This is a genomic window from Escherichia sp. MOD1-EC5189, from assembly GCF_002966045.1.
In the GTDB taxonomy this organism is placed as follows: domain Bacteria; phylum Pseudomonadota; class Gammaproteobacteria; order Enterobacterales; family Enterobacteriaceae; genus Escherichia; species Escherichia coli_F.
In genome coordinates this window covers 95,178-117,739 of the sequence record NZ_PTRX01000015.1, presented here as the reverse complement: position 1 = coordinate 117,739, position 22,562 = coordinate 95,178, and the positions used below count along the sequence as shown (strand labels likewise).

Below are 22,562 nucleotides of genomic sequence, written 5' to 3'. Positions count from 1 at the left end.
AAAAAGCGCGAGAAGAACTCAACGAAATTCGTGAAAGCCTGAAGTTAAAACAGGGCGGTTGGGCACTGTTTAAGATCAACCGTAACGTCCGTCGTGCTGTGTTTCTCGGTATGTTGTTGCAGGCGATGCAGCAGTTTACCGGTATGAACATCATCATGTACTACGCGCCGCGTATCTTCAAAATGGCGGGCTTTACGACCACAGAACAACAGATGATTGCGACTCTGGTCGTAGGGCTGACCTTTATGTTCGCCACCTTCATTGCGGTCTTTACGGTAGATAAAGCAGGGCGTAAACCGGCTCTGAAAATTGGTTTCAGCGTGATGGCGTTAGGCACTCTGGTGCTGGGCTATTGCCTGATGCAGTTTGATAACGGTACGGCTTCCAGTGGCTTGTCCTGGCTCTCTGTTGGCATGACGATGATGTGTATTGCCGGTTATGCGATGAGCGCCGCGCCAGTGGTGTGGATCCTGTGCTCTGAAATTCAGCCGCTGAAATGCCGCGATTTTGGCATCACCTGCTCAACGACGACAAACTGGGTGTCGAATATGATTATCGGCGCGACCTTCCTGACACTGCTTGATAGCATTGGCGCTGCCGGTACGTTCTGGCTCTACACTGCGCTGAACATTGCGTTTGTGGGCATCACTTTCTGGCTCATTCCGGAAACCAAAAATGTCACGCTGGAACATATCGAACGCAAACTGATGGCAGGCGAAAAGTTGAGAAATATCGGCGTCTGATTTCACGGGCCGGATGTGCTGTACATCCGGCCCTTTTTTCGTTAATAGAGATTGGGCACCTGGCCGTTGAGGCGTTTGTCTCGTTCCTTATTCAGCCTTGTTGCGGTAACACACATCAGGAGAGAGGAATGAAAACAATTGGTTTGCTGGGAGGAATGAGTTGGGAATCCACTATTCCTTATTATCGTCTGATTAATGAAGGTATTAAACAGCGGCTTGGTGGGCTTCACTCTGCGCAAGTGCTGCTACATAGCGTCGATTTTCATGAAATAGAAGAGTGCCAGCGTCGCGGAGAATGGGACAAAACCGGGGACATTCTGGCTGAGGCGGCGCTTGGCTTACAGCGGGCGGGAGCAGAAGGCATTGTGTTATGTACCAACACGATGCACAAAGTGGCGGATGCCATTGAGTCTCGTTGCTCTCTGCCTTTCTTACATATAGCGGATGCCACTGGACGTGCAATTATCCGGGCTGGGATGACTCGTGTGGCGCTGCTGGGTACGCGTTACACCATGGAACAGGATTTTTATCGCGGGCGGCTGACGGAACAATTTTCCATCAACTGTCTCATTCCTGAAGCGGATGAACGGGCGAAAATTAATCAGATTATTTTTGAAGAACTGTGTCTGGGGCAATTTACCGAAGCGTCACGCACTTATTATGCGCAAGTGATTGCTCGCCTTGCAGAACAGGGCGCACAGGGTGTCATTTTTGGCTGTACGGAAATTGGTTTACTGGTGCCAGACGAGCGCAGTGTTCTGCCTGTGTTTGATACCGCGGCGATCCATGCCGAGGATGCTGTCGCTTTTATGCTGTCGTAGCTGACGACAAAATAGCGTCAAGAGAAGTGACCAGTTTCGGTAATCCCGCTTGTAAATGCTCACTAAACGCCTGAACCAGCGCTGATGACGGGCGGTGCAGGGGGCGGATCAGGCTGACGGTGAACGGAACCGCAATACTGAACCGCCGCACTACTAAACCGCTTGCCGCATAATCCAGTGCGGTGAGCGGGTTAACCACCGAAACACCTACCCCCGCCCGTACCATTGCGCAGACTGACGCGGCGCTGTGGGTTTCTACGATCATGCGTCGTTTAACCTGATTCTCAGTAAACAATTGATCCAGCAACTGGCGATAGCTGTCAGTACGGGAAAGGCTGATGTAGTTCTCACCCTGAAAATCATCCGGCGTTAATACCTTTTTTACCGCCAGCGGATGACCCGGAGGTAACACACACACTTCATCTAAAGAGAGTAATTCGGTACGTTCTGTTCCCGCAGGCGTATGGAGCGTTTCAGTGAGTCCTAAATCATGACGCTGGGCCGAGAGCCACTCTTCAAGTAGCGGTGACTCCTGCGGCACGATATTTAAGCTGACATCGGGATAACGTGCCAGAAAGGGTTGCAGGAGCTGCGGTAAAAAAGATTGCGAAAAGACCGGCAGGCAGGCAATAGACAGTTCTCCCTGGCGAAACTCGCGCAGACTTTCTGCGGCACTGACAATGCGATCCAGTCCGTACCAGGATCGTTGCACTTCTTCAAACAGACGCAGTCCTTGCACGGTAGGATGTAATCGTCCACGTATGCGCTCAAACAATTTCAGCCCGATCACCTTCTCAAAGCGCGCCAGTTCGCGGCTGACGGTTGGCTGTGAGGTGTGTAGCAGGTGTGCCGCCTCAGTCAGGCTTCCGGCGGTCATTACCGCATGAAAAATTTCAATATGACGTAAGTTAACGGCGGCCATTAGCGCTCTCTCGCAATCCGGTAATCCATATCATTTTTGCATAGACTCGACATAAATCGATATTTTTTATTCTTTTTATGATGTGGCGTAATCATAAAAAAGCACTTATCTGGAGTTTGTTATGCCACATTCACTGTTCAGCACCGATACCGACCTCACCGCCGAAAATCTGCTGCGTTTGCCCGCAGAATTTGGCTGCCCGGTGTGGGTCTACGATGCGCAAATTATTCGTCGGCAGATTGCAGCGCTGAAACAGTTTGATGTGGTGCGCTTTGCACAGAAAGCCTGTTCCAATATTCATATTTTGCGCTTAATGCGTGAGCAGGGCGTAAAAGTGGATTCCGTCTCGTTAGGCGAAATAGAGCGTGCACTGGTGGCGGGTTACAATCCGCAAACGCACCCCGATGATATTGTTTTTACGGCAGATGTTATCGATCAGGCGACGCTTGAACGCGTCAGTGAATTGCAAATTCCGGTGAATGCGGGTTCTGTTGATATGCTCGACCAACTGGGTCAGGTTTCGCCAGAGCATCGGGTATGGCTGCGTGTTAATCCGGGGTTTGGTCACGGGCATAGCCAAAAAACCAATACCGGTGGCGAAAACAGCAAGCACGGTATCTGGTACACCGATCTGCCCGCCGCACTGGACGTGATACAACGTCATCATCTACAGCTGGTCGGCATTCACATGCACATTGGTTCTGGCGTTGATTATGCCCATCTGGAACAGGTATGTGGTGCTATGGTGCGTCAGGTCCTCGAATTCGGTCAGGATTTACAGGCTATTTCTGCGGGCGGTGGGCTTTCTATTCCTTATCAACAGGGTGAAGAGGCGGTTGATACCGAACATTATTATGGTCTGTGGAATGCCGCGCGTGAGCAAATCGCCCGCCATTTGGGCCATCCTGTGAAACTGGAAATTGAACCGGGTCGCTTTCTGGTAGCGCAGGCTGGCGTATTAATTACTCAAGTGCGGAGCGTCAAACAAATGGGTAGCCGCCACTTTGTGCTGGTTGATGCCGGGTTCAACGATCTGATGCGCCCGGCAATGTACGGTAGTTACCACCATATCAGTGCCCTGGCATCTGATGGTCGTTCTCTGGAACACGCACCAACGGTGGAAACCGTCGTCGCCGGACCGTTATGTGAATCGGGCGATGTCTTTACCCAGCAGGAAGGGGGAAATGTCGAAACCCGCGCCTTGCCGGAAGTGAAGGCAGGTGATTATCTGGTACTGCATGATACAGGGGCATATGGCGCATCAATGTCATCCAACTACAATAGCCGTCCGCTGTTACCAGAAGTTCTGTTTGATAATGGTCAGGCGCGGTTGATTCGCCGACGCCAGACCATTGAAGAATTACTGGCGCTGGAATTGCTTTAACTGCGGTTAGTCGCTGGTTGCATGATGACTTGCCTCCAGCGATGGCGTTGACACTGAATGGCGACGTACCAGCGTCGGACTAAAGACATTAGTGATTTCCGGGAGAGGGCGATTATCAGCCAGCGCCAAAGCCAGTTCGGCAGCCTGGGTCGCCATCGTCACGATTGGGTAACGCACGGTGGTCAGACGCGGGCGCACATAGCGTGACACCAGCACATCATCAAAGCCAATTAACGAAATCTCACCCGGTACTTCAATACCATTATCATTGAGAACGCCCATCGCACCCGCCGCCATTGAATCGTTATAACAGGCTACCGCAGTGAAATTCCTTCCGCGTCCCAAAAGCTCGGTCATTGCCTGTTCGCCGCCGCTTTCGTCCGGTTCGCCAAACGTCACCAGCCGATCATTGGCCGGAATACCACTTTCAGCGAGGGCATCGTAATAACCCTGCAGACGATCTTCGGCGTCAGAAATAGAGTGGTTAGAGCACAAATAACCAATGCGGGTATGACCTTGTTGAATTAGATGACGCGTTGCCAGCCAGGCACCGTAACGGTCGTCCAGAGCAATACAACGGTTTTCAAAGCCAGGCAGGATGCGATTGATCAGCACCATACCGGGCATTTGTTTCATTAATGAGGCTAAGTCGGCATCCGGGATCATTTTGGCATGGACGACCAGCGCAGCGCAGCGATGGCGGATCAGTTGCTCAATGGCCTGACGCTCTTTTTGCTCGTTGTGGTAACCGTTGCCAATCAATAAAAAATTACCAGTGTGATAAGCCACCTGTTCGACCGCTTTCACCATTGCACCGAAAAACGGATCGGAAACATCACCAACGACCAGACCGACCGTTTCAGTGGTCTGTTGCGCCAGCGCACGGGCGTTGGCGTTCGGGTGATAATTAAGAGACTCCATTGCACTATGCACAGCTAGCCGGGAGGCTTCGCTGGCTTTGGGTGAATTATTAATGACGCGGGAAACGGTGGCGACTGAAACGCCTGCCAGTCGGGCTACATCCTTTATGGTCGCCATGAAAATACCTTAGTGGGTAAACGCTTACATTCTGTCAGTGTTACGGAAAATACCTGTTGGTTCAAGTGGCGACGTGTTTTCATCGTGGGAATGTGAGCCAAACGCAAATAAGTAAGACAAAAAAAGAGATTGCAAACCTTTGGTTACACTTTGCGAAACGCTGTTGCGATTGACCGCTGGTTGCGTTTGGCTTCAGGTTGCTAAAGTAGTGGTCCCAGAGGTATTGATAGGTGAAGTCAACTTCGGGTTGAGCACATGAATTACACCAGCCTGCGCAGATGCGCAGGTTTTTTTTTGCCGGTCATCAATCTGTAACAGTAACCGACAATTTACACACCTCGTTGCATTTCCCTTCATTCCTTTGCGTTTTCTCGCTGGCGAAGAGTCGTCGTGCAGACCACAATCAAGATCCCAGAGGTATTGATTGGTGAGATTATTCGGTACGCTCTTCGTACCCTGTCTCTTGCACCAACCTGCGCGGATGCGCAGGTTTTTTTTCGCACCTAATTTACTGTCGCTCGCGTTCTTTATCTCGTGTAATCTCCCTCCATTCGCTTTTACTGAATCAGAGCAAAGGGAGTTGGAATGCTTTTTAGCTTTTTTCGAAATTTGTGCCGTGTTTTGTATCGCGTTCGCGTTACGGGTAACACCAAGGCACTGAAGGGCGAGCGCGTTCTAATTACGCCTAATCACGTCTCTTTTATTGATGGCATACTGCTGGCATTGTTTTTACCCGTACGTCCGGTATTTGCCGTTTACACCTCAATAAGCCAACAGTGGTATATGCGTTGGCTGAAATCATTTATCGACTTTGTTCCTCTCGACCCGACGCAACCTATGGCGATTAAACATCTGGTACGTCTGGTGGAACAGGGCCGACCAGTGGTGATTTTCCCTGAAGGACGCATCACCACCACTGGCTCGCTGATGAAAATCTACGATGGCGCGGGTTTTGTCGCGGCGAAGTCTGGTGCAACGGTTGTTCCTGTGCGTATTGAAGGGGCGGAACTTACGCACTTCAGCCGCCTGAAAGGTCTGGTTAAACGTCGCTTGTTTCCGCAAATTACTCTGCATATTTTGCCACCAACGCAGGTGGAGATGCCGGATGCGCCGCGTGCCCGTGACCGTCGCAAAATCGCTGGCGAAATGCTGCATCAAATAATGATGGAAGCGCGTATGGCGGTGCGCCCGCGTGAAACGCTGTACGAATCTTTACTGAGCGCAATGTACCGCTTCGGAGCCGGGAAGAAATGTGTCGAAGACGTCAACTTTACCCCAGACTCCTATCGCAAATTGCTTACTAAAACGCTGTTTGTTGGACGCATCCTTGAAAAATACAGTGTTGAAGGCGAACGCATCGGCTTAATGCTGCCCAATGCAGGCATCAGTGCGGCAGTGATTTTTGGGGCCATCGCCCGTCGTCGCATTCCTGCAATGATGAACTACACCGCTGGGGTAAAAGGGCTGACCAGCGCCATTACGGCAGCTGAAATCAAAACCATCTTCACTTCCCGTCAGTTTCTCGATAAAGGCAAACTCTGGCATCTGCCAGAGCAACTTACTCAGGTGCGCTGGGTCTATCTGGAAGATTTAAAAGCGGACGTCACCACTGCTGACAAAATATGGATCTTTGCCCATCTGTTGATGCCGCGTCTGGCCCAGGTAAAACAACAGCCAGAAGAAGAGGCGCTTATCCTCTTTACCTCCGGCTCTGAAGGCCATCCAAAAGGCGTGGTCCATAGCCATAAAAGCATTCTGGCGAACGTCGAGCAGATTAAAACGATTGCCGACTTTACTACCAACGATCGCTTTATGTCGGCGTTACCGCTGTTTCACTCCTTTGGTTTGACAGTAGGCCTGTTTACGCCACTGCTCACAGGCGCAGAAGTGTTTCTTTATCCAAGCCCGCTGCATTACCGCATTGTGCCGGAGCTGGTGTATGACCGCAGTTGCACCGTGTTGTTCGGCACCTCGACTTTCCTCGGTCATTACGCGCGTTTCGCCAACCCATATGACTTCTATCGTCTACGCTATGTGGTGGCAGGCGCAGAGAAATTGCAAGAAAGTACCAAACAGCTTTGGCAGGATAAATTTGGCCTGCGCATCCTTGAAGGCTACGGTGTGACCGAATGCGCGCCTGTCGTTTCTATCAACGTACCGATGGCGGCGAAACCCGGTACGGTAGGGCGTATTCTACCAGGAATGGATGCGCGCCTGTTGTTGGTTCCTGGTATCGAAGAGGGCGGACGCCTGCAACTGAAAGGGCCGAACATAATGAACGGCTATCTGCGGGTGGAGAAGCCAGGTGTACTTGAAGTGCCCACCGCCGAGAATGTTCGCGGCGAAATGGAGCGCGGTTGGTATGACACTGGTGATATTGTGCGTTTTGACGAGCAGGGTTTTGTGCAGATTCAGGGCCGCGCAAAACGCTTTGCCAAAATTGCAGGCGAAATGGTGTCGCTGGAAATGGTGGAACAACTGGCACTTGGTGTTTCGCCAGATAAAGTCCATGCCACTGCGATTAAGAGCGATGCCAGCAAAGGCGAGGCACTGGTGCTTTTCACCACAGATAACGAACTGACGCGCGATAAGTTACAACAGTATGCCCGCGAGCACGGCGTGCCGGAGCTTGCTGTACCGCGCGATATTCGCTATCTGAAACAGATGCCATTATTGGGTAGCGGCAAACCTGACTTTGTCACGTTGAAAAGCTGGGTAGACGAAGCGGAACAACACGATGAGTGAGTCAGTGCACACTAACACTTCGTTGTGGTCGAAGGGGATGAAAGCGGTTATCGTGGCGCAGTTTCTCTCTGCGTTTGGCGATAACGCGCTGCTGTTTGCCACTTTGGCGTTACTGAAAGCGCAGTTCTATCCGGAGTGGAGCCAGCCCATTCTGCAAATGGTGTTTGTAGGTGCTTACATTCTTTTTGCGCCGTTTGTCGGGCAGGTGGCGGATAGCTTCGCCAAAGGCCGGGTGATGATGTTTGCCAACGGCCTGAAGCTGCTGGGCGCAGCCAGTATCTGCTTTGGTATCAATCCGTTTCTCGGCTATACGCTGGTGGGTGTTGGTGCTGCAGCCTATTCACCGGCGAAATACGGTATTCTCGGCGAATTAACCACGGGTAGTAAGTTAGTGAAAGCTAACGGTTTAATGGAAGCGTCTACCATAGCGGCGATTTTGCTCGGTTCCGTAGCCGGTGGTGTACTGGCTGACTGGCATGTCCTGGTCGCCCTGGCCGCATGCGCACTGGCCTACGGTGGGGCGGTCGTTGCCAATATCTACATTCCAAAACTGGCGGCGGCGCGTCCGGGGCAGTCCTGGAATCTCATTAACATGACCCGCAGTTTCCTGAATGCCTGCACCTCGCTATGGCGCAATGGTGAAACGCGTTTTTCGCTGGTGGGTACCAGTTTATTCTGGGGAGCGGGCGTTACGCTGCGTTTCCTGTTGGTGCTGTGGGTACCGGTGGCGCTGGGTATTACCGATAACGCTACGCCGACCTATCTCAACGCGATGGTAGCGATTGGTATCGTGGTTGGCGCAGGTGCGGCAGCGAAGTTAGTTACGCTGGAAACCGTGTCACGCTGTATGCCAGCCGGGATTTTGATTGGCGTGGTGGTACTGATTTTCTCCCTGCAACACGAGCTGCTGCCAGCCTATGCCTTGTTGATGCTGATTGGCGTGCTGGGGGGCTTTTTTGTCGTTCCGCTCAATGCGTTGCTACAGGAACGGGGTAAAAAAAGCGTCGGGGCTGGGAATGCAATTGCAGTACAAAACCTTGGCGAAAACAGCGCCATGTTGTTGATGCTGGGCATTTACTCGCTGGCGGTAATGGTAGGCATCCCGGTCGTGCCCATTGGCATTGGCTTCGGTGCGCTATTTGCGCTGGCAATAACGGCGCTGTGGATCTGGCAGCGCCGTCATTAATATTTAACGCCGGTTTTAACCGGCGTTAATCTTATGGTGCCGGATAAGTATAAACCTGATGCACCGCTTCAATTTCAGCTAATACGTCTTCGCTTAACTCCAGATGCAAACTTTCGACGTTAGTTTTCAGCTGCTCCATCGTGGTTGCGCCCAGCAGAGTGCTGGCAACAAACGGTTGACGGCGTACAAAAGCGAGCGCCATCTGAGCAGGATCCAGGCCATGACGTCTGGCGATATCGACATACGCCGCGACGGCTTTTTGCGTTTGCTCACCGCTATAGCGAGTGAAGCGGCTAAAGAGCGTATTACGTGCGCCAGCAGGTTTTGCACCGTTGAGGTATTTCCCGGTCAGCGTGCCGAAACCCAGACACGAATAGGCCAGCAGCTCGACCCCTTCATACTGGCTGACTTCTGCCAGACCCACTTCAAAACTGCGGTTTAACAGACTGTAGGGGTTCTGAATGGTGACAATACGCGGCAGATCGTGTTTGTCCGCCAGATGCAGGTAACGCATTACGCCAAATGCAGTTTCATTCGATACGCCAATATAACGAATTTTCCCCGCGCGTTGGTACTCTGCCAGTGCGTCCAGCGTATCCAGCAGCGAAACCGCAGGGGCAGAATCTGTCCAGCTATAACCGAGTTTGCCGAAGCAGTTGGTTGGGCGCTGCGGCCAGTGCACCTGATAAAGATCGAGGTAATCAGTCTGCAGGCGCTTGAGGCTGTCATGCAGCGCTTCGCGGATATTCTTCCGATCCAGCGCCTGATCCGGGCGGATGCCCTTGTCATTATTGCGCGACGGTCCGCTCACTTTGGAAGCGATAATTAACTTTTCGCGGCTGCCATGTTTTGCCAGCCAGTTACCGACGTAGGTTTCGGTTAACCCTTGCGTTTCGGGGCGCGGCGGCACTGGGTACATTTCGGCAACGTCGATAAGGTTAATGCCCTGAGCGACGGCATAGTCGAGTTGTGCGTGGGCGTCGGCTTCGCTGTTCTGTTCACCAAACGTCATCGTGCCAAGCCCCAGCGTGCTGACTTCCAGCGAACTGTGGGGTATACGGTGATATTGCATAGCCGTTTCCTTTTTATAATCACGACATAAGGAATATAAAAATGGCAGAGGGAAGGGAAAAGGGAAAGAGAAAAATCTTAAGGCCAGCCGGATGCTGACCTTATTTGTTAACGTTCAATAATTTGCGAAACATCATCACGGTTAATTTGCATCGCGTTACCTTGCTGATCGTGATAACTCACCAGCCCGGTATCATCATCAATTTCAGGTTTTCCATCGGTCAAAATCATACGGCCATCTTTGGTCGCCATGACGTAATCACTGGAACACCCGGATACAGCAAACGCCAGTCCGACTGCAGAAATTATTACTGCCCATTTTTTCATCCGGTTATCCTCATTTGGCCCACTTATGATAATAGTCTTTTTATAAACCGACGTTATATATCTTGAAAGCAGGAAAATCTTAAACTGTGAGGGTAACAGGAGTGAGTACGCCCTCCCGCAGGAGAGCGTACGGAGTATCAGAGCGGATTCTTTTTGTTGCGAATCAGGTTGAGACTTTCAACCGCAATAGAGAAGAACATCGCGAAGTAGATGTAACCTTTCGGTACGTGGATGTCGAAACTTTCCAGAATCAGGGTAAAGCCCACCAGAATCAGGAAAGAGAGTGCCAGCATTTTTACCGAAGGGTGGCGTTCGACAAAATCACCAATCGAGCGCGCAGCGAACATCATCACGCCTACGGCAATCACCACGGCTGCCATCATAATAAACAGGTGATCTGACAGACCCACAGCGGTAATCACCGAGTCGAGGCTGAAGATGATATCCAGCAGCATAATCTGCACGATAGCGCCGAGGAATGATGAAACGCGTGTTTTCAGCCCTTCTTCTTCACCTTCGATGGATTCGTGGATTTCCTTGCTGGCTTTCCAGATAAGGAACAAGCCACCCAGAAGCAGAATCAAATCACGGGCGGAAATTTCCTGGCTGAATATTGTAAAAAGCGGATTTGTCAGGCGCGTAACCCAGGCGATTGATGCCAGCAGCGCCAGACGCATAACCATGGCTCCCGCCAACCCCAGACGCCGCGCATGAGCACGTTGTGCTGTGGGGAGCTTTGCCACCACCAGAGAAAGAAAAATAATATTGTCGATCCCAAGAACGATCTCCAGCAGCGTCAGCGTACCGAGCGCAAGCCAGGCGTTAGGATCGGTTATCCATGCAAATAACATCTAAAAAGCCCTGCCAAAAAAATGAAGCGGTAATTATATGCCCGGAAAGCGGCAGGTCAAAGCGATGGCTACTGGATCAGAAAATGACGGGCCAGCAGCGCACTGGTGAAATTCTTCTTCAAATAAAAGCCACGCGGCAGCGTCAAAATCCGTTCGCCCCGGGCACCAATGGCTTCGGTAAGCGCTTTCGCATTCGCTGCTTTCGGGCGTATCTGTAAATACTCCCCGTGACGAGCGGTGATCCGCTCAACCTGACCGAGAACAATCATATCCATTAATTCTTCCCAGTCTTCGCGCAGTTGCCGGTCTTCCTCTTCATTCGGGCTCCATAGCAATGGTGATCCTACGCGACGCTGCGCCAGCGGGATGCTACGTTCGCCTTCAACCGGTATCCACAGCACGCGTTTGAGCTTGTGGCGCACGTGGCTGGTTTCCCAGGTCACTCCACTATTGCCCGTTAATGGGGCAACACAAACGAATGTTGTTTCCAGCGGACGCCCAAGACTATCCACAGGAATAGTTTTAAGTTCCACACCCAGAGCAGCAAAATCTTGTTCTGGTTTACTCCCTGCACTGGCACCTAGCCAGATCTCCAGCAACACGCCGATCCAGCCCTTATCGCGTTTTAAATTCTCCGGCGTCACCAGCCCAGCAAGTGCCGCCAGTTCACCCAGTGTATAACCGGAAAGTTGCTGTGCTTGCGCTAACAACTGTGCTTCTGTTTCGGGAGGAGAAAGCAGTGGGCGAGGTTGGGACATGTCATGATACCTTGGTTAAAAAACAAACAGCTGTTCTTTGCCGAATATTCGCAGTGTAACTTTTTCCACATGCGTTATTCAATTCTATGATTTATATTGCTTTTTAGATTGTCGGTAATCGAGTTGCGCAACACTGCAACGGGTTTTCCAAATCTGGTCACTGAAAATAAACAGGATCTTACACCATGTTATCCACAGAAAGCTGGGATAACTGTGAAAAACCTCCACTACTGTTTCCATTTACAGCCTTGACGTGCGACGAAACTCCAGTTTTTAGTGGTTCAGTGCTTAACTTAGTGGCACATTCTGTGGATAAATACGGCGTTGGTTGATCTTTCGCCAACCTGTAAATGAGAGGTGTGACCTGGGTCACGAATTACTCCTTTTTATTACTTAAATTACATGTAATGCATTGACTAGTAATGATTATTTTAAAGTGTCGATATCAGGCTTATTCAGAATGCTCCGGGTTTTCCCGTAGTAATTCCGTAGTTCTTCACAACTCTATCCACAGAAAAGGTGAATAAAAACGGCTATCCACCCCTTCCTCTGTTTATAACTCTGCACATAACTGTGAGTTATTCAATTGTTATTAGTGTGTAATGCCCTGCAGAGAGTGGTTTACCGTCTTCATGGAGTATGAAACAATCATTCGTATATAAAGCTTTATTTTGAGGTAGTCCGGTGATTGATGACGATGGCTACCGCCCAAACGTAGGTATCGTGATTTGTAATCGCCAGGGGCAGGTAATGTGGGCCCGGCGATTTGGTCAGCACTCCTGGCAATTTCCGCAAGGCGGAATTAACCCAGGAGAATCCGCAGAACAGGCGATGTACCGTGAATTGTTTGAAGAAGTAGGATTAAGCCGCAAAGACGTTCGAATCCTTGCTTCAACGCGTAACTGGTTGCGCTACAAATTACCGAAACGTTTGGTGCGTTGGGACACGAAGCCGGTTTGTATCGGCCAAAAACAAAAATGGTTTCTCTTGCAGCTGGTGAGCGGCGATGCAGAAATCAATATGCAAACCAGCAGTACACCAGAGTTTGATGGCTGGAGATGGGTAAGTTACTGGTATCCGGTCAGACAGGTGGTGTCATTTAAACGTGATGTCTACCGTAGGGTAATGAAAGAGTTCGCGAGTGTGGTGATGGCGCTGCAGGATAATACGCCAAAACCACAAAACGCATCTGCTTATCGACGTAAAAGAGGTTAAGTCACGCCAATTATGCTCACTCGCCTGCGCGAAATAGTCGAAAAGGTAGCCAGCGCACCACGCCTGAATGAGGCGTTAAATATTCTGGTTACCGACATCTGTCTTGCGATGGATACCGAGGTCTGTTCGGTCTACCTGGCCGATCATGACCGACGTTGTTACTACCTGATGGCGACCCGGGGGCTGAAAAAACCACGCGGTCGCACTGTAACGCTTGCGTTTGATGAAGGGATCGTCGGCCTGGTTGGCAGGCTGGCGGAACCGATAAACCTTGCAGATGCGCAAAAGCACCCCAGCTTCAAATACATCCCCTCCGTAAAAGAAGAACGTTTCCGCGCGTTTTTAGGCGTACCAATTATTCAACGTCGCCAGTTGCTTGGTGTACTGGTGGTACAGCAACGAGAGTTGCGCCAGTATGACGAAAGTGAAGAATCCTTCCTGGTGACGCTTGCCACCCAGATGGCAGCGATTCTTTCTCAGTCGCAGTTGACTGCCTTGTTTGGGCAATATCGCCAGACGCGAATCCGTGCATTACCGGCAGCGCCTGGTGTGGCGATTGCCGAAGGCTGGCAGGATGCCACGTTACCTTTAATGGAACAGGTGTATCAGGCATCAACGCTGGATCCGGCTCTGGAACGCGAACGACTGACCGGGGCGCTGGAAGAAGCGGCTAACGAGTTTCGCCGCTACAGCAAACGCTTTGCCGCCGGTGCACAAAAAGAAACGGCGGCTATTTTCGATCTTTACTCGCACCTGCTTTCGGACACCCGGCTGCGTCGCGAATTGTTTGCCGAGGTTGATAAAGGCTCGGTGGCAGAGTGGGCGGTAAAAACGGTCATTGAAAAATTTGCCGAACAGTTTGCCGCGCTAAGCGATAACTATCTCAAAGAGCGGGCTGGCGATTTACGTGCGCTGGGTCAGCGATTGCTGTTTCATCTTGATGACGCTAATCAAGGGCCGAACGCCTGGCCGGAACGTTTCATTCTGGTGGCAGATGAACTGTCAGCGACAACGCTTGCTGAGCTGCCCCAGGATCGCTTAGTCGGTGTTGTCGTGCGAGATGGCGCAGCCAACTCCCATGCTGCGATCATGGTTCGTGCGCTGGGGATCCCTACCGTAATGGGCGCGGATATTCAGCCTTCGGTGCTGCATCGTCGGACGTTGATCGTCGATGGTTATCGCGGTGAATTGCTGGTCGATCCGGAGCCGGTACTGCTGCAAGAATATCAGCGGCTAATTAGTGAAGAGATTGAGCTTAGCCGTCTGGCGGAAGATGACGTCAATTTACCCGCCCAGTTAAAAAGCGGCGAGCGCATTAAAGTCATGCTCAATGCCGGTTTAAGCCCGGAACATGAACAAAAACTGGGCAGCCGTATTGATGGCATAGGACTTTATCGCACTGAAATCCCATTCATGTTGCAAAGTGGTTTTCCGTCGGAAGAAGAACAGGTGGCGCAGTATCAGGGGATGCTGCAAATGTTCAATGATAAACCCGTCACCTTGCGTACGCTGGATGTCGGAGCAGATAAGCAGCTGCCTTACATGCCGATCAGCGAAGAGAATCCATGCCTGGGTTGGCGTGGGATTCGCATTACGCTCGATCAGCCGGAGATCTTCTTGATTCAGGTGCGTGCGATGCTGCGTGCTAATGCCGCTACGGGCAACCTGAATATTCTGTTGCCGATGGTCACCAGCCTCGATGAAGTTGACGAAGCACGCCGCCTGATTGAACGTGCCGGACGTGAAGTCGAGGAGATGATCGGTTACGAAATTCCCAAACCACGTATCGGCATCATGCTTGAAGTGCCGTCAATGGTATTTATGCTGCCGCATCTGGCAAAGCGGGTCGATTTTATCTCTGTTGGCACCAACGATCTGACTCAATACATCCTGGCCGTTGATCGCAACAATACCCGGGTGGCGAACATTTATGACAGTCTTCATCCTGCAATGTTACGAGCTCTGGCGATGATCGCTCGGGAAGCGGAAATACATGGTATCGATCTCCGTTTGTGCGGTGAAATGGCGGGCGATCCCATGTGCGTGGCAATCCTCATTGGGCTTGGGTATCGCCATCTGTCTATGAATGGACGTTCTGTAGCGCGCGTAAAATACCTGCTGCGGCGCATTGATTATGCCGAAGCAGAAAATCTTGCGCAGCGTAGTCTGGAAGCGCAACTGGCGACCGAAGTTCGCCATCAGGTTGCAGCCTTTATGGAGCGTCGCGGCATGGGCGGGTTGATTCGCGGAGGGTTATAGCGCGGATCATATACATATCTTTTAACGGTATCCGGCAACCAGCCAGGTCCCCTTGTGCTATTATTCGCACCTTTGGAGCGCCTGAAACCTGCGGCGCGCATTTCAATCGCTGTTCTCTTTCAGCGAAATAACAAGAACTTGTGGTGACAGATGACCAGTAGCTATCTGCATTTTCCGGAGTTTGATCCGGTCATTTTCTCAATAGGACCCGTAGCGCTTCACTGGTACGGCCTGATGTATCTGGTGGGTTTCATTTTTGCAATGTGGCTGGCAACACGTCGGGCGAATCGTCCGGGCAGCGGCTGGACCAAAAATGAAGTTGAAAACTTACTCTATGCGGGCTTCCTCGGCGTCTTCCTCGGTGGACGTATTGGTTATGTTCTGTTCTACAACTTCCCGCAGTTTATGGCCGATCCGCTGTATCTTTTCCGTGTCTGGGACGGCGGCATGTCCTTCCACGGCGGCCTGATTGGCGTTATCGTGGTGATGATTATCTTCGCCCGCCGTACTAAACGTTCTTTCTTCCAGGTTTCTGATTTTATCGCACCACTCATTCCGTTTGGTCTTGGTGCCGGGCGTCTGGGCAACTTTATTAACGGTGAATTGTGGGGCCGCGTTGACCCGAACTTCCCGTTTGCCATGCTGTTCCCCGGCTCCCGTACAGAAGATATTTTGCTGCTGCAAACCAACCCGCAGTGGCAATCCATTTTCGACACTTACGGTGTGCTGCCGCGCCACCCATCACAGCTTTACGAGCTGCTGCTGGAAGGTGTGGTGCTGTTTATTATCCTCAACCTGTATATTCGTAAACCGCGCCCAATGGGAGCTGTCTCAGGTTTGTTCCTGATTGGCTACGGCGCGTTTCGCATCATTGTTGAGTTTTTCCGCCAGCCCGACGCGCAGTTTACCGGTGCCTGGGTGCAGTACATCAGCATGGGACAAATTCTTTCCATCCCGATGATTGTCGCGGGTGTGATCATGATGGTCTGGGCATATCGTCGCAGCCCACAGCAACACGTTTCCTGAGGAACCATGAAACAGTATTTAGAACTGATGCAAAAAGTGCTCGACGAAGGCACACAGAAAAACGACCGTACCGGAACCGGAACGCTTTCCATTTTTGGTCATCAGATGCGTTTTAACCTGCAGGATGGATTCCCGCTGGTGACAACCAAACGTTGCCACCTGCGTTCCATCATCCACGAACTGCTGTGGTTCCTGCAGGGCGATACTAACATTGCTTATCTACACGAAAACAATGTCACCATCTGGGACGAATGGGCCGATGAAAATGGCGACCTCGGTCCGGTGTATGGTAAACAGTGGCGTGCCTGGCCAACGCCAGATGGTCGTCATATTGACCAGATCACTACGGTACTGAACCAGCTGAAAAACGACCCGGATTCCCGCCGCATTATTGTTTCAGCGTGGAACGTTGGTGAACTGGATAAAATGGCGCTGGCACCGTGCCATGCATTCTTCCAGTTCTATGTGGCAGACGGCAAACTCTCTTGCCAGCTTTATCAGCGCTCCTGTGACGTCTTCCTCGGCCTGCCATTTAACATTGCCAGCTATGCGTTACTGGTACATATGATGGCGCAGCAGTGCGATCTGGAAGTGGGTGATTTTGTCTGGACCGGTGGCGACACGCACCTGTACAGCAATCATATGGATCAAACCCATTTGCAATTAAGCCGTGAACCGCGCCCGCTGCCGAAGCTGATTATCAAACGTAAACCTGAATCCATCTTCGACTACCGTTTCGAAGACTTTGAGATTGAAGGCTACGATCCGCATCCGGGCATTAAAGCGCCGGTGGCTATCTAATTACGAAACATCCTGCCAGAGCCGACGCCAGTGTGCGTCGGTTTTTTTTACCCTCCGTTAAATTCTTCGAGACGCCTTCCCGAAATTTTGCAACCTCCTGCAACGGCGTAAATAGTCCGGAAGATGCGCCGAAGAAATAGAAACTGGCCCTCGTCTTTTTTTCTCCTCGCTCCATACTGCCGGCATGAAAACACAACGTGGTTATACGCTGATTGAAACGCTGGTCGCGATGCTGATTCTGGTCATGCTAAGCGCAAGTGGACTCTATGGCTGGCAATACTGGCAGCAGTCGCAACGGCTATGGCAAACCGCCAGCCAGGCGCGGGACTATTTGCTCTATTTACGTGAAGATGCCAACTGGCATAACCGCGACCACAGTATCAGCGTTATCAGGGAGGGGGCGTTATGGTGCCTTGTGAGTTCCGCGGCTGGGGCCAATACCTGTCATGGCAGTTCACCATTGGTCTTTGTGCCACGCTGGCCCGAAGTCGAAATGAGCGACCTGACACCTTCGCTTGCTTTCTTTGGCCTGCGCAATACCGCATGGGCCGGGCATATTCGCTTTAAAAACTCAACGGGCGAGTGGTGGCTGGTGGTTTCGCCGTGGGGAAGACTCCGGCTTTGTCAGCAAGGAGAAACAGAAGGATGCCTGTAAAAGAGCTAGGTTTTTCTCTGCTGGAAGTGTTGATTGCTATGGCGATCAGTAGCGTATTGTTGCTGGGGGCTGCACGCTTTCTGCCCGCGTTACAGCATGAAAGTTTAACGAGCACCCGTAAGCTGGCGCTGGAAGATGAAATCTGGCTGCGGGTCTTTACTGTCGCGAAGCATCTCCAGAGGGCGGGTTATTGTCATGGCAACTGTACTGGCGAAGGGCTGGAAATTGTCGGACAGGGTGACTGTATCATTGTGCAGTGGGATGCGAACAGTAACGGTATCTGGGATCGCGATCCGGTAAAAGAGTCTGACCAGATTGCATTTCGTGTGAAGGAGCATGTGCTGGAAACGCTACGCGGTGCGACATCCTGTGAAGGTAAGGGCTGGGATAAAGTCACTAATCCGGATGCCATCATTATCGACACTTTTCAGGTTACCCGACAGGATGTCAGCGGTTTCTCGCCGGTGTTGACGGTTAATATGCATGCTGCCAGTAAGTCTGAACCGCAAACCGTGGTGGATGCCAGCTATAGCGTGACAGGATTCAACCTGTGAACCGCGAAAAGGGTGTTTCGTCACTGGCTCTGGTCCTTATGCTGCTGGTTTTGGGTAGCTTGCTATTGCAAGGAATGAGTCAGCAGGATCGCAGTTTTGCCTCTCGCGTGAGCATGGAAAGTCAGTCATTGCGCCGCCAGGCCATCGTTCAGTCGACGCTGGAGTGGGGAAAAATGCACGCCTGGCAGACGCAGCCCGCAGTTCAGTGCTTACTGTACGCAGCCACCGGTGCCCGGGTTTGTCTGCGTTTATTGGCAGATAATGAAGCCTTATTGATTGCCGGTTATGAAGGCGTTTCGTTGTGGCGAACAGGCGAAGTCATCGATGGAAACATTGTTTTTTCGCCACGCGGCTGGAGCGATTTTTGTCCGCTGAAAGAGAGGGCGTTATGTCAGCTTCCCTGAAGAATCAACAAGGCTTTAGCCTGCCAGAGGTAATGTTGGCGATGGTGTTGATGGTGATAATTGTCACTGCGTTATCGGGTTTCCAGCGAACATTAATGAACAGTCTTGCCAGTAGAAACCAGTACCAACAGCTCTGGCGGCATGGCTGGCAGCAAACGCAACTGCGCGCGAATTCGCCACCTGCCCACTGGCAGGTCAACCGAATGCAGACATCGCAGGCGGGATGTGTCAGCATCAGCGTTACGCTAGTTTCACCCGGGGGCAGAGAAGGCGAGATGACCCGCCTGCATTGCCCGAATCGTCAGTAGTCAGGAGTCGCTATGTTAAGGGTCTACCATTCCAATCGTCTGGACGTGCTGGAAGCGTTGATGGAGTTTATTGTCGAACGCGAACGGCTGGACGATCCTTTCGAACCAGAGATGATTCTGGTGCAAAGTACCGGTATGGCGCAGTGGCTGCAAATGACCCTGTCGCAAAAGTTTGGTATTGCGGCAAACATTGATTTTCCGCTGCCAGCGAGCTTTATCTGGGATATGTTCGTCCGGGTGTTACCGGAGATCCCCAAAGAGAGCGCCTTTAACAAACAGAGCATGAGCTGGAAACTGATGACTCTGCTGCCGCAATTGTTGGAGCGCGAAGACTTTACCCTGTTGCGGCATTATCTGACTGACGATAGCGACAAGCGAAAACTGTTCCAGCTTTCTTCAAAAGCGGCGGACCTGTTTGACCAGTATCTGGTCTATCGTCCGGACTGGCTGGCACAGTGGGAAATAGGACATTTGGTTGAAGGGCTGGGAGAAGCACAGGCCTGGCAAGCGCCGTTGTGGAAGGCGTTGGTGGAATATACCCATCAACTCGGGCAACCGCGCTGGCACCGCGCCAATCTCTATCAGCGCTTTATCGAAACGCTGGAGTCCGCGACGACCTGCCCGCCGGGGCTACCTTCGCGCGTCTTTATATGCGGTATTTCCGCGTTACCGCCTGTTTATCTCCAGGCGCTACAGGCGCTGGGTAAACATATTGAAATCCATCTCCTGTTTACCAACCCTTGCCGTTATTACTGGGGCGACATTAAAGATCCTGCTTATCTGGCGAAACTACTGACTCGTCAGCGCCGACACAGTTTTGAAGATCGCGAATTACCGCTATTTCGCGACAGCGAAAATGCCGGACAGCTCTTTAACAGCGATGGTGAACAGGATGTCGGCAACCCGCTGTTGGCCTCATGGGGCAAGTTGGGGCGCGACTACATTTATCTCCTTTCTGACCTGGAGGGCAGCCAGGAGCTGGACGCCTTTGTCGATGTGACGCCAGATAACCTGCTGCATAACATTCAGTCTGACATTCTGGAACTTGAAAACTGCGCTGTTGCGGGTGTGAATATCGAAGAGTTTTCCCGTAGCGATAACAAACGCCTGCTTGATCCACTGGATAACAGTATCACCTTCCACGTTTGCCATAGCCCGCAGCGCGAAGTTGAAGTTTTACACGATCGCCTGCTGGCAATGCTGGAGGAAGACCCGACACTGACTCCGCGCGACATCATCGTGATGGTGGCCGACATCGACAGCTACAGTCCGTTTATTCAGGCAGTGTTTGGTAGCGCACCTGCGGATCGTTACCTGCCATACGCCATTTCCGATCGTCGGGCGCGGCAGTCGCATCCGGTACTTGAAGCGTTTATCAGCCTGTTATCGTTGCCAGACAGCCGATTTGTGTCGGAAGACGTGCTGGCATTACTGGATGTGCCGGTGCTGGCGGCGCGGTTTGACATCACCGAAGAAGGGCTGCGTTATTTACGTCAGTGGGTCAACGAGTCCGGAATTCGTTGGGGGATAGATGACGATAACGTTCGCGAGCTGGAACTCCCCGCCACCGGTCAACACACCTGGCGGTTTGGCCTGACGCGCATGTTGCTGGGCTACGCGATGGAGAGCGCGCAGGGCGAGTGGCAATCGGTTCTGCCTTATGATGAATCGAGTGGCTTAATTGCAGAACTGGTGGGGCATCTGGCTTCACTGCTAATGCAGCTAAACATCTGGCGTCGCGGGCTGGCGCAGGAGCGTCCGCTGGAAGAGTGGTTGCCGGTTTGTCGCGATATGCTCAACGCCTTCTTCCTGCCGGATGCGGAAACCGAAGCGGCGATGACGCTGATCGAACAACAATGGCAGGCGATTATCGCCGAAGGTTTAGGTGCGCAGTATGGCGACGCGGTGCCGTTGTCACTATTGCGTGATGAACTGGCACAACGTCTGGATCAGGAACGTATCAGCCAACGTTTTCTCGCCGGGCCGGTTAACATTTGTACTCTGATGCCAATGCGTTCCATCCCATTCAGAGTGGTGTGCCTGCTGGGAATGAACGACGGCGTTTACCCACGCCAGCTTGCGCCATTGGGCTTTGACCTGATGAGTCAGAAACCGAAGCGTGGCGACCGTAGCCGTCGCGATGACGACCGCTATCTGTTCCTGGAAGCGTTAATTTCCGCGCAGCAAAAACTCTATATCAGCTATATCGGGCGTTCCATTCAGGATAACAGTGAACGTTTCCCGTCGGTACTGGTGCAGGAACTGATCGACTACATCGGGCAAAGCCATTATCTACCGGGCGATGAAGCGCTCAACTGTGATGAAAGCGAGGCAAGGGTAAAAGCGCATCTTACTTGCCTCCATACCCGAATGCCGTTTGATCCGCAAAACTACCAGCCAGGCGAACGACAAAGTTATGCTCGTGAATGGCTACCTGCGGCCAGCCAGGCTGGTAAAGCACATTCTGAATTTGTTCAGCCGCTGCCGTTTACCTTACCGGAAACCGTGCCGCTGGAAACGCTACAACGATTCTGGGCACATCCGGTGCGGGCATTTTTCCAGATGCGTTTGCAGGTGAACTTCCGTACCGAAGACAGCGAAATCCCCGACACCGAGCCATTTATTCTGGAAGGGCTTAGCCGTTATCAAATCAATCAGCAGTTATTGAATGCACTGGTTGAGCAGGATGATGCCGAACGCTTGTTCCGTCGCTTCCGGGCGGCAGGGGATTTACCGTATGGCGCTTTTGGTGAAATTTTCTGGGAAACACAGTGCCAGGAGATGCAGCAGCTTGCCGACAGAGTCATTGCCTGTCGCCAACCGGGGCAAAGTATGGAAATTGATCTCGCCTGCAACGGTGTGCAAATAACGGGTTGGTTGCCGCAGGTGCAGCCGGATGGCCTGTTACGCTGGCGTCCCTCTTTATTAAGTGTGGCGCAGGGAATGCAACTTTGGCTGGAACACCTTGTCTACTGTGCCAGCGGTGGTAATGGTGAAAGTCGCCTTTTTCTACGCAAAGACGGCGAGTGGCGTTTTCCGCCGCTTGCAGCCGAACAGGCTTTACATTACCTCTCAGAACTGATTGAGGGGTATCGTGAAGGGATGTCCACGCCGCTGCTGGTGTTACCTGAAAGTGGCGGCGCGTGGCTAAAAACCTGTTATGACGCGCAAAACGATGCCATGCTGGATGACGATTCCACGTTGCAGAAAGCCCGTACGAAATTCCTTCAGGCTTACGAAGGCAACATGATGGTGCGTGGAGAAGGTGATGATATCTGGTATCAACGGCTCTGGCGGCAATTAACACCAGAGACAATGGAAGCCATCGTTGAACAGTCGCAACGTTTCCTGTTACCGCTGTTTCGCTTTAATCAGTCATGAGTGCTGTATAAAAATTGCGCAATTCATCTGCTTACTTTATGATGCGCACCAGTCACGGACTGATGGTTATATAGACATAGGCTGACTCGTGCAGCACAAGATTAAATTCTGCC

Annotated in this window: 20 protein-coding genes and 1 pseudogene; 15 read left to right on the top strand and 6 right to left on the bottom strand. The window is 51.8% G+C overall.

The window, feature by feature from the left end; genetic code table 11:
- Both araE and ygeA read left to right on the top strand, forming a co-directional pair.
- Window positions 1-743 (top strand): annotated as a pseudogene (gene araE, locus ATB02_RS14600) (arabinose-proton symporter AraE); the annotation flags it as partial.
- 128 nt (window positions 744-871) lie between these two features.
- Window positions 872-1,564, top strand: a complete 693-nt coding sequence (ygeA, locus tag ATB02_RS14595; RefSeq protein WP_000848650.1) for an amino acid racemase — start codon at window positions 872-874, stop codon at window positions 1,562-1,564.
- Here ygeA and lysR read toward each other — a convergent pair.
- A complete protein-coding gene (lysR, locus tag ATB02_RS14590; protein ID WP_039020555.1) occupies window positions 1,551-2,486 on the bottom strand; it encodes a DNA-binding transcriptional regulator LysR in 936 nt (311 codons plus the stop codon). The genes ygeA and lysR overlap by 14 nt on opposite strands.
- 121 nt (window positions 2,487-2,607) lie before the next feature.
- On the opposite strand from lysR, the gene lysA reads away from it, so the two are divergent.
- Entirely contained in the window at window positions 2,608-3,870 is a 1,263-nt protein-coding gene (lysA, locus tag ATB02_RS14585; protein ID WP_105271809.1) for a diaminopimelate decarboxylase, read from the top strand.
- A 6-nt stretch (window positions 3,871-3,876) separates the two neighbouring features.
- Here lysA and galR read toward each other — a convergent pair whose 3' ends face one another.
- Window positions 3,877-4,908, bottom strand: a complete 1,032-nt coding sequence (galR, locus tag ATB02_RS14580; protein ID WP_000201034.1) for an HTH-type transcriptional regulator GalR — start codon at window positions 4,906-4,908, stop codon at window positions 3,877-3,879.
- A 585-nt stretch (window positions 4,909-5,493) separates the two neighbouring features.
- Here galR and aas point away from each other — a divergent pair.
- Window positions 5,494-7,653 (top strand): bifunctional acyl-ACP--phospholipid O-acyltransferase/long-chain-fatty-acid--ACP ligase, encoded by a 2,160-nt coding sequence (gene aas / locus ATB02_RS14575; protein WP_105271808.1) that lies wholly within the window; start codon window positions 5,494-5,496, stop codon window positions 7,651-7,653.
- Entirely contained in the window at window positions 7,646-8,839 is a 1,194-nt protein-coding gene (lplT, locus tag ATB02_RS14570; RefSeq protein ID WP_000004610.1) for a lysophospholipid transporter LplT, read from the top strand. The genes aas and lplT overlap by 8 nt, the downstream gene beginning before the upstream one ends.
- 31 nt (window positions 8,840-8,870) lie before the next feature.
- Here lplT and ATB02_RS14565 read toward each other — a convergent pair whose 3' ends face one another.
- From ATB02_RS14565 to mutH, 4 genes are all read right to left on the bottom strand, one after another.
- A complete protein-coding gene (locus tag ATB02_RS14565; RefSeq protein ID WP_001199299.1) occupies window positions 8,871-9,911 on the bottom strand; it encodes an NADP(H)-dependent aldo-keto reductase in 1,041 nt (346 codons plus the stop codon).
- Window positions 9,912-10,018: 107 nt separating this feature from the next.
- Window positions 10,019-10,237, bottom strand: coding sequence for a lipoprotein YgdR (gene ygdR / locus ATB02_RS14560; RefSeq protein ID WP_000758655.1), 219 nt, complete (start codon window positions 10,235-10,237; stop codon window positions 10,019-10,021).
- 137 nt (window positions 10,238-10,374) lie between these two features.
- Window positions 10,375-11,088: a TerC family protein gene (locus ATB02_RS14555; protein ID WP_000895624.1), complete on the bottom strand. Its 714-nt coding sequence runs from the start codon at window positions 11,086-11,088 to the stop codon at window positions 10,375-10,377.
- Window positions 11,089-11,156: 68 nt separating this feature from the next.
- A complete protein-coding gene (mutH, locus tag ATB02_RS14550) occupies window positions 11,157-11,846 on the bottom strand; it encodes a DNA mismatch repair endonuclease MutH (protein WP_000082180.1) in 690 nt (229 codons plus the stop codon).
- A 185-nt stretch (window positions 11,847-12,031) separates the two neighbouring features.
- Between mutH and ygdT the strand changes: the two genes are divergently transcribed.
- The 10 genes from ygdT (at window position 12,032) to recC (ending at window position 22,449) form a co-directional block, all read left to right on the top strand.
- Window positions 12,032-12,178: a protein YgdT gene (gene ygdT, locus ATB02_RS26935; protein WP_269218580.1), complete on the top strand. Its 147-nt coding sequence runs from the start codon at window positions 12,032-12,034 to the stop codon at window positions 12,176-12,178.
- Window positions 12,179-12,530: 352 nt separating this feature from the next.
- The gene (rppH, locus tag ATB02_RS14545) at window positions 12,531-13,061 is read left to right on the top strand and encodes an RNA pyrophosphohydrolase (RefSeq protein ID WP_000564486.1); all 531 of its coding nucleotides are present in this window, start codon (window positions 12,531-12,533) and stop codon (window positions 13,059-13,061) included.
- A 12-nt stretch (window positions 13,062-13,073) separates the two neighbouring features.
- Window positions 13,074-15,320, top strand: coding sequence for a phosphoenolpyruvate--protein phosphotransferase (gene ptsP / locus ATB02_RS14540; protein ID WP_000957918.1), 2,247 nt, complete (start codon window positions 13,074-13,076; stop codon window positions 15,318-15,320).
- Between the two features lie 150 nt (window positions 15,321-15,470).
- Entirely contained in the window at window positions 15,471-16,346 is an 876-nt protein-coding gene (gene lgt / locus ATB02_RS14535) for a prolipoprotein diacylglyceryl transferase (protein WP_000204658.1), read from the top strand.
- Between the two features lie 6 nt (window positions 16,347-16,352).
- Window positions 16,353-17,147, top strand: a complete 795-nt coding sequence (gene thyA, locus ATB02_RS14530; RefSeq protein ID WP_000816232.1) for a thymidylate synthase — start codon at window positions 16,353-16,355, stop codon at window positions 17,145-17,147.
- Window positions 17,148-17,331: 184 nt separating this feature from the next.
- A complete protein-coding gene (locus ATB02_RS14525; RefSeq protein ID WP_000857045.1) occupies window positions 17,332-17,802 on the top strand; it encodes a prepilin peptidase-dependent protein in 471 nt (156 codons plus the stop codon).
- Window positions 17,793-18,356 carry a prepilin peptidase-dependent protein gene (locus ATB02_RS14520; RefSeq protein WP_105271807.1) on the top strand — a complete coding sequence of 188 codons (564 nt, stop codon included), beginning with the start codon at window positions 17,793-17,795 and terminating at the stop codon, window positions 18,354-18,356. Before ATB02_RS14525 ends, ATB02_RS14520 begins: the two co-directional genes overlap by 10 nt.
- Entirely contained in the window at window positions 18,353-18,760 is a 408-nt protein-coding gene (locus ATB02_RS14515; RefSeq protein WP_001078401.1) for a DUF2509 family protein, read from the top strand. The genes ATB02_RS14520 and ATB02_RS14515 overlap by 4 nt, the downstream gene beginning before the upstream one ends.
- A complete protein-coding gene (locus ATB02_RS14510) occupies window positions 18,745-19,068 on the top strand; it encodes a prepilin-type N-terminal cleavage/methylation domain-containing protein (protein WP_105271806.1) in 324 nt (107 codons plus the stop codon). Before ATB02_RS14515 ends, ATB02_RS14510 begins: the two co-directional genes overlap by 16 nt.
- A 12-nt stretch (window positions 19,069-19,080) precedes the next feature.
- Window positions 19,081-22,449, top strand: a complete 3,369-nt coding sequence (gene recC, locus ATB02_RS14505; protein WP_105271805.1) for an exodeoxyribonuclease V subunit gamma — start codon at window positions 19,081-19,083, stop codon at window positions 22,447-22,449.
- Window positions 22,450-22,562: the final 113 nt, after the last annotated feature.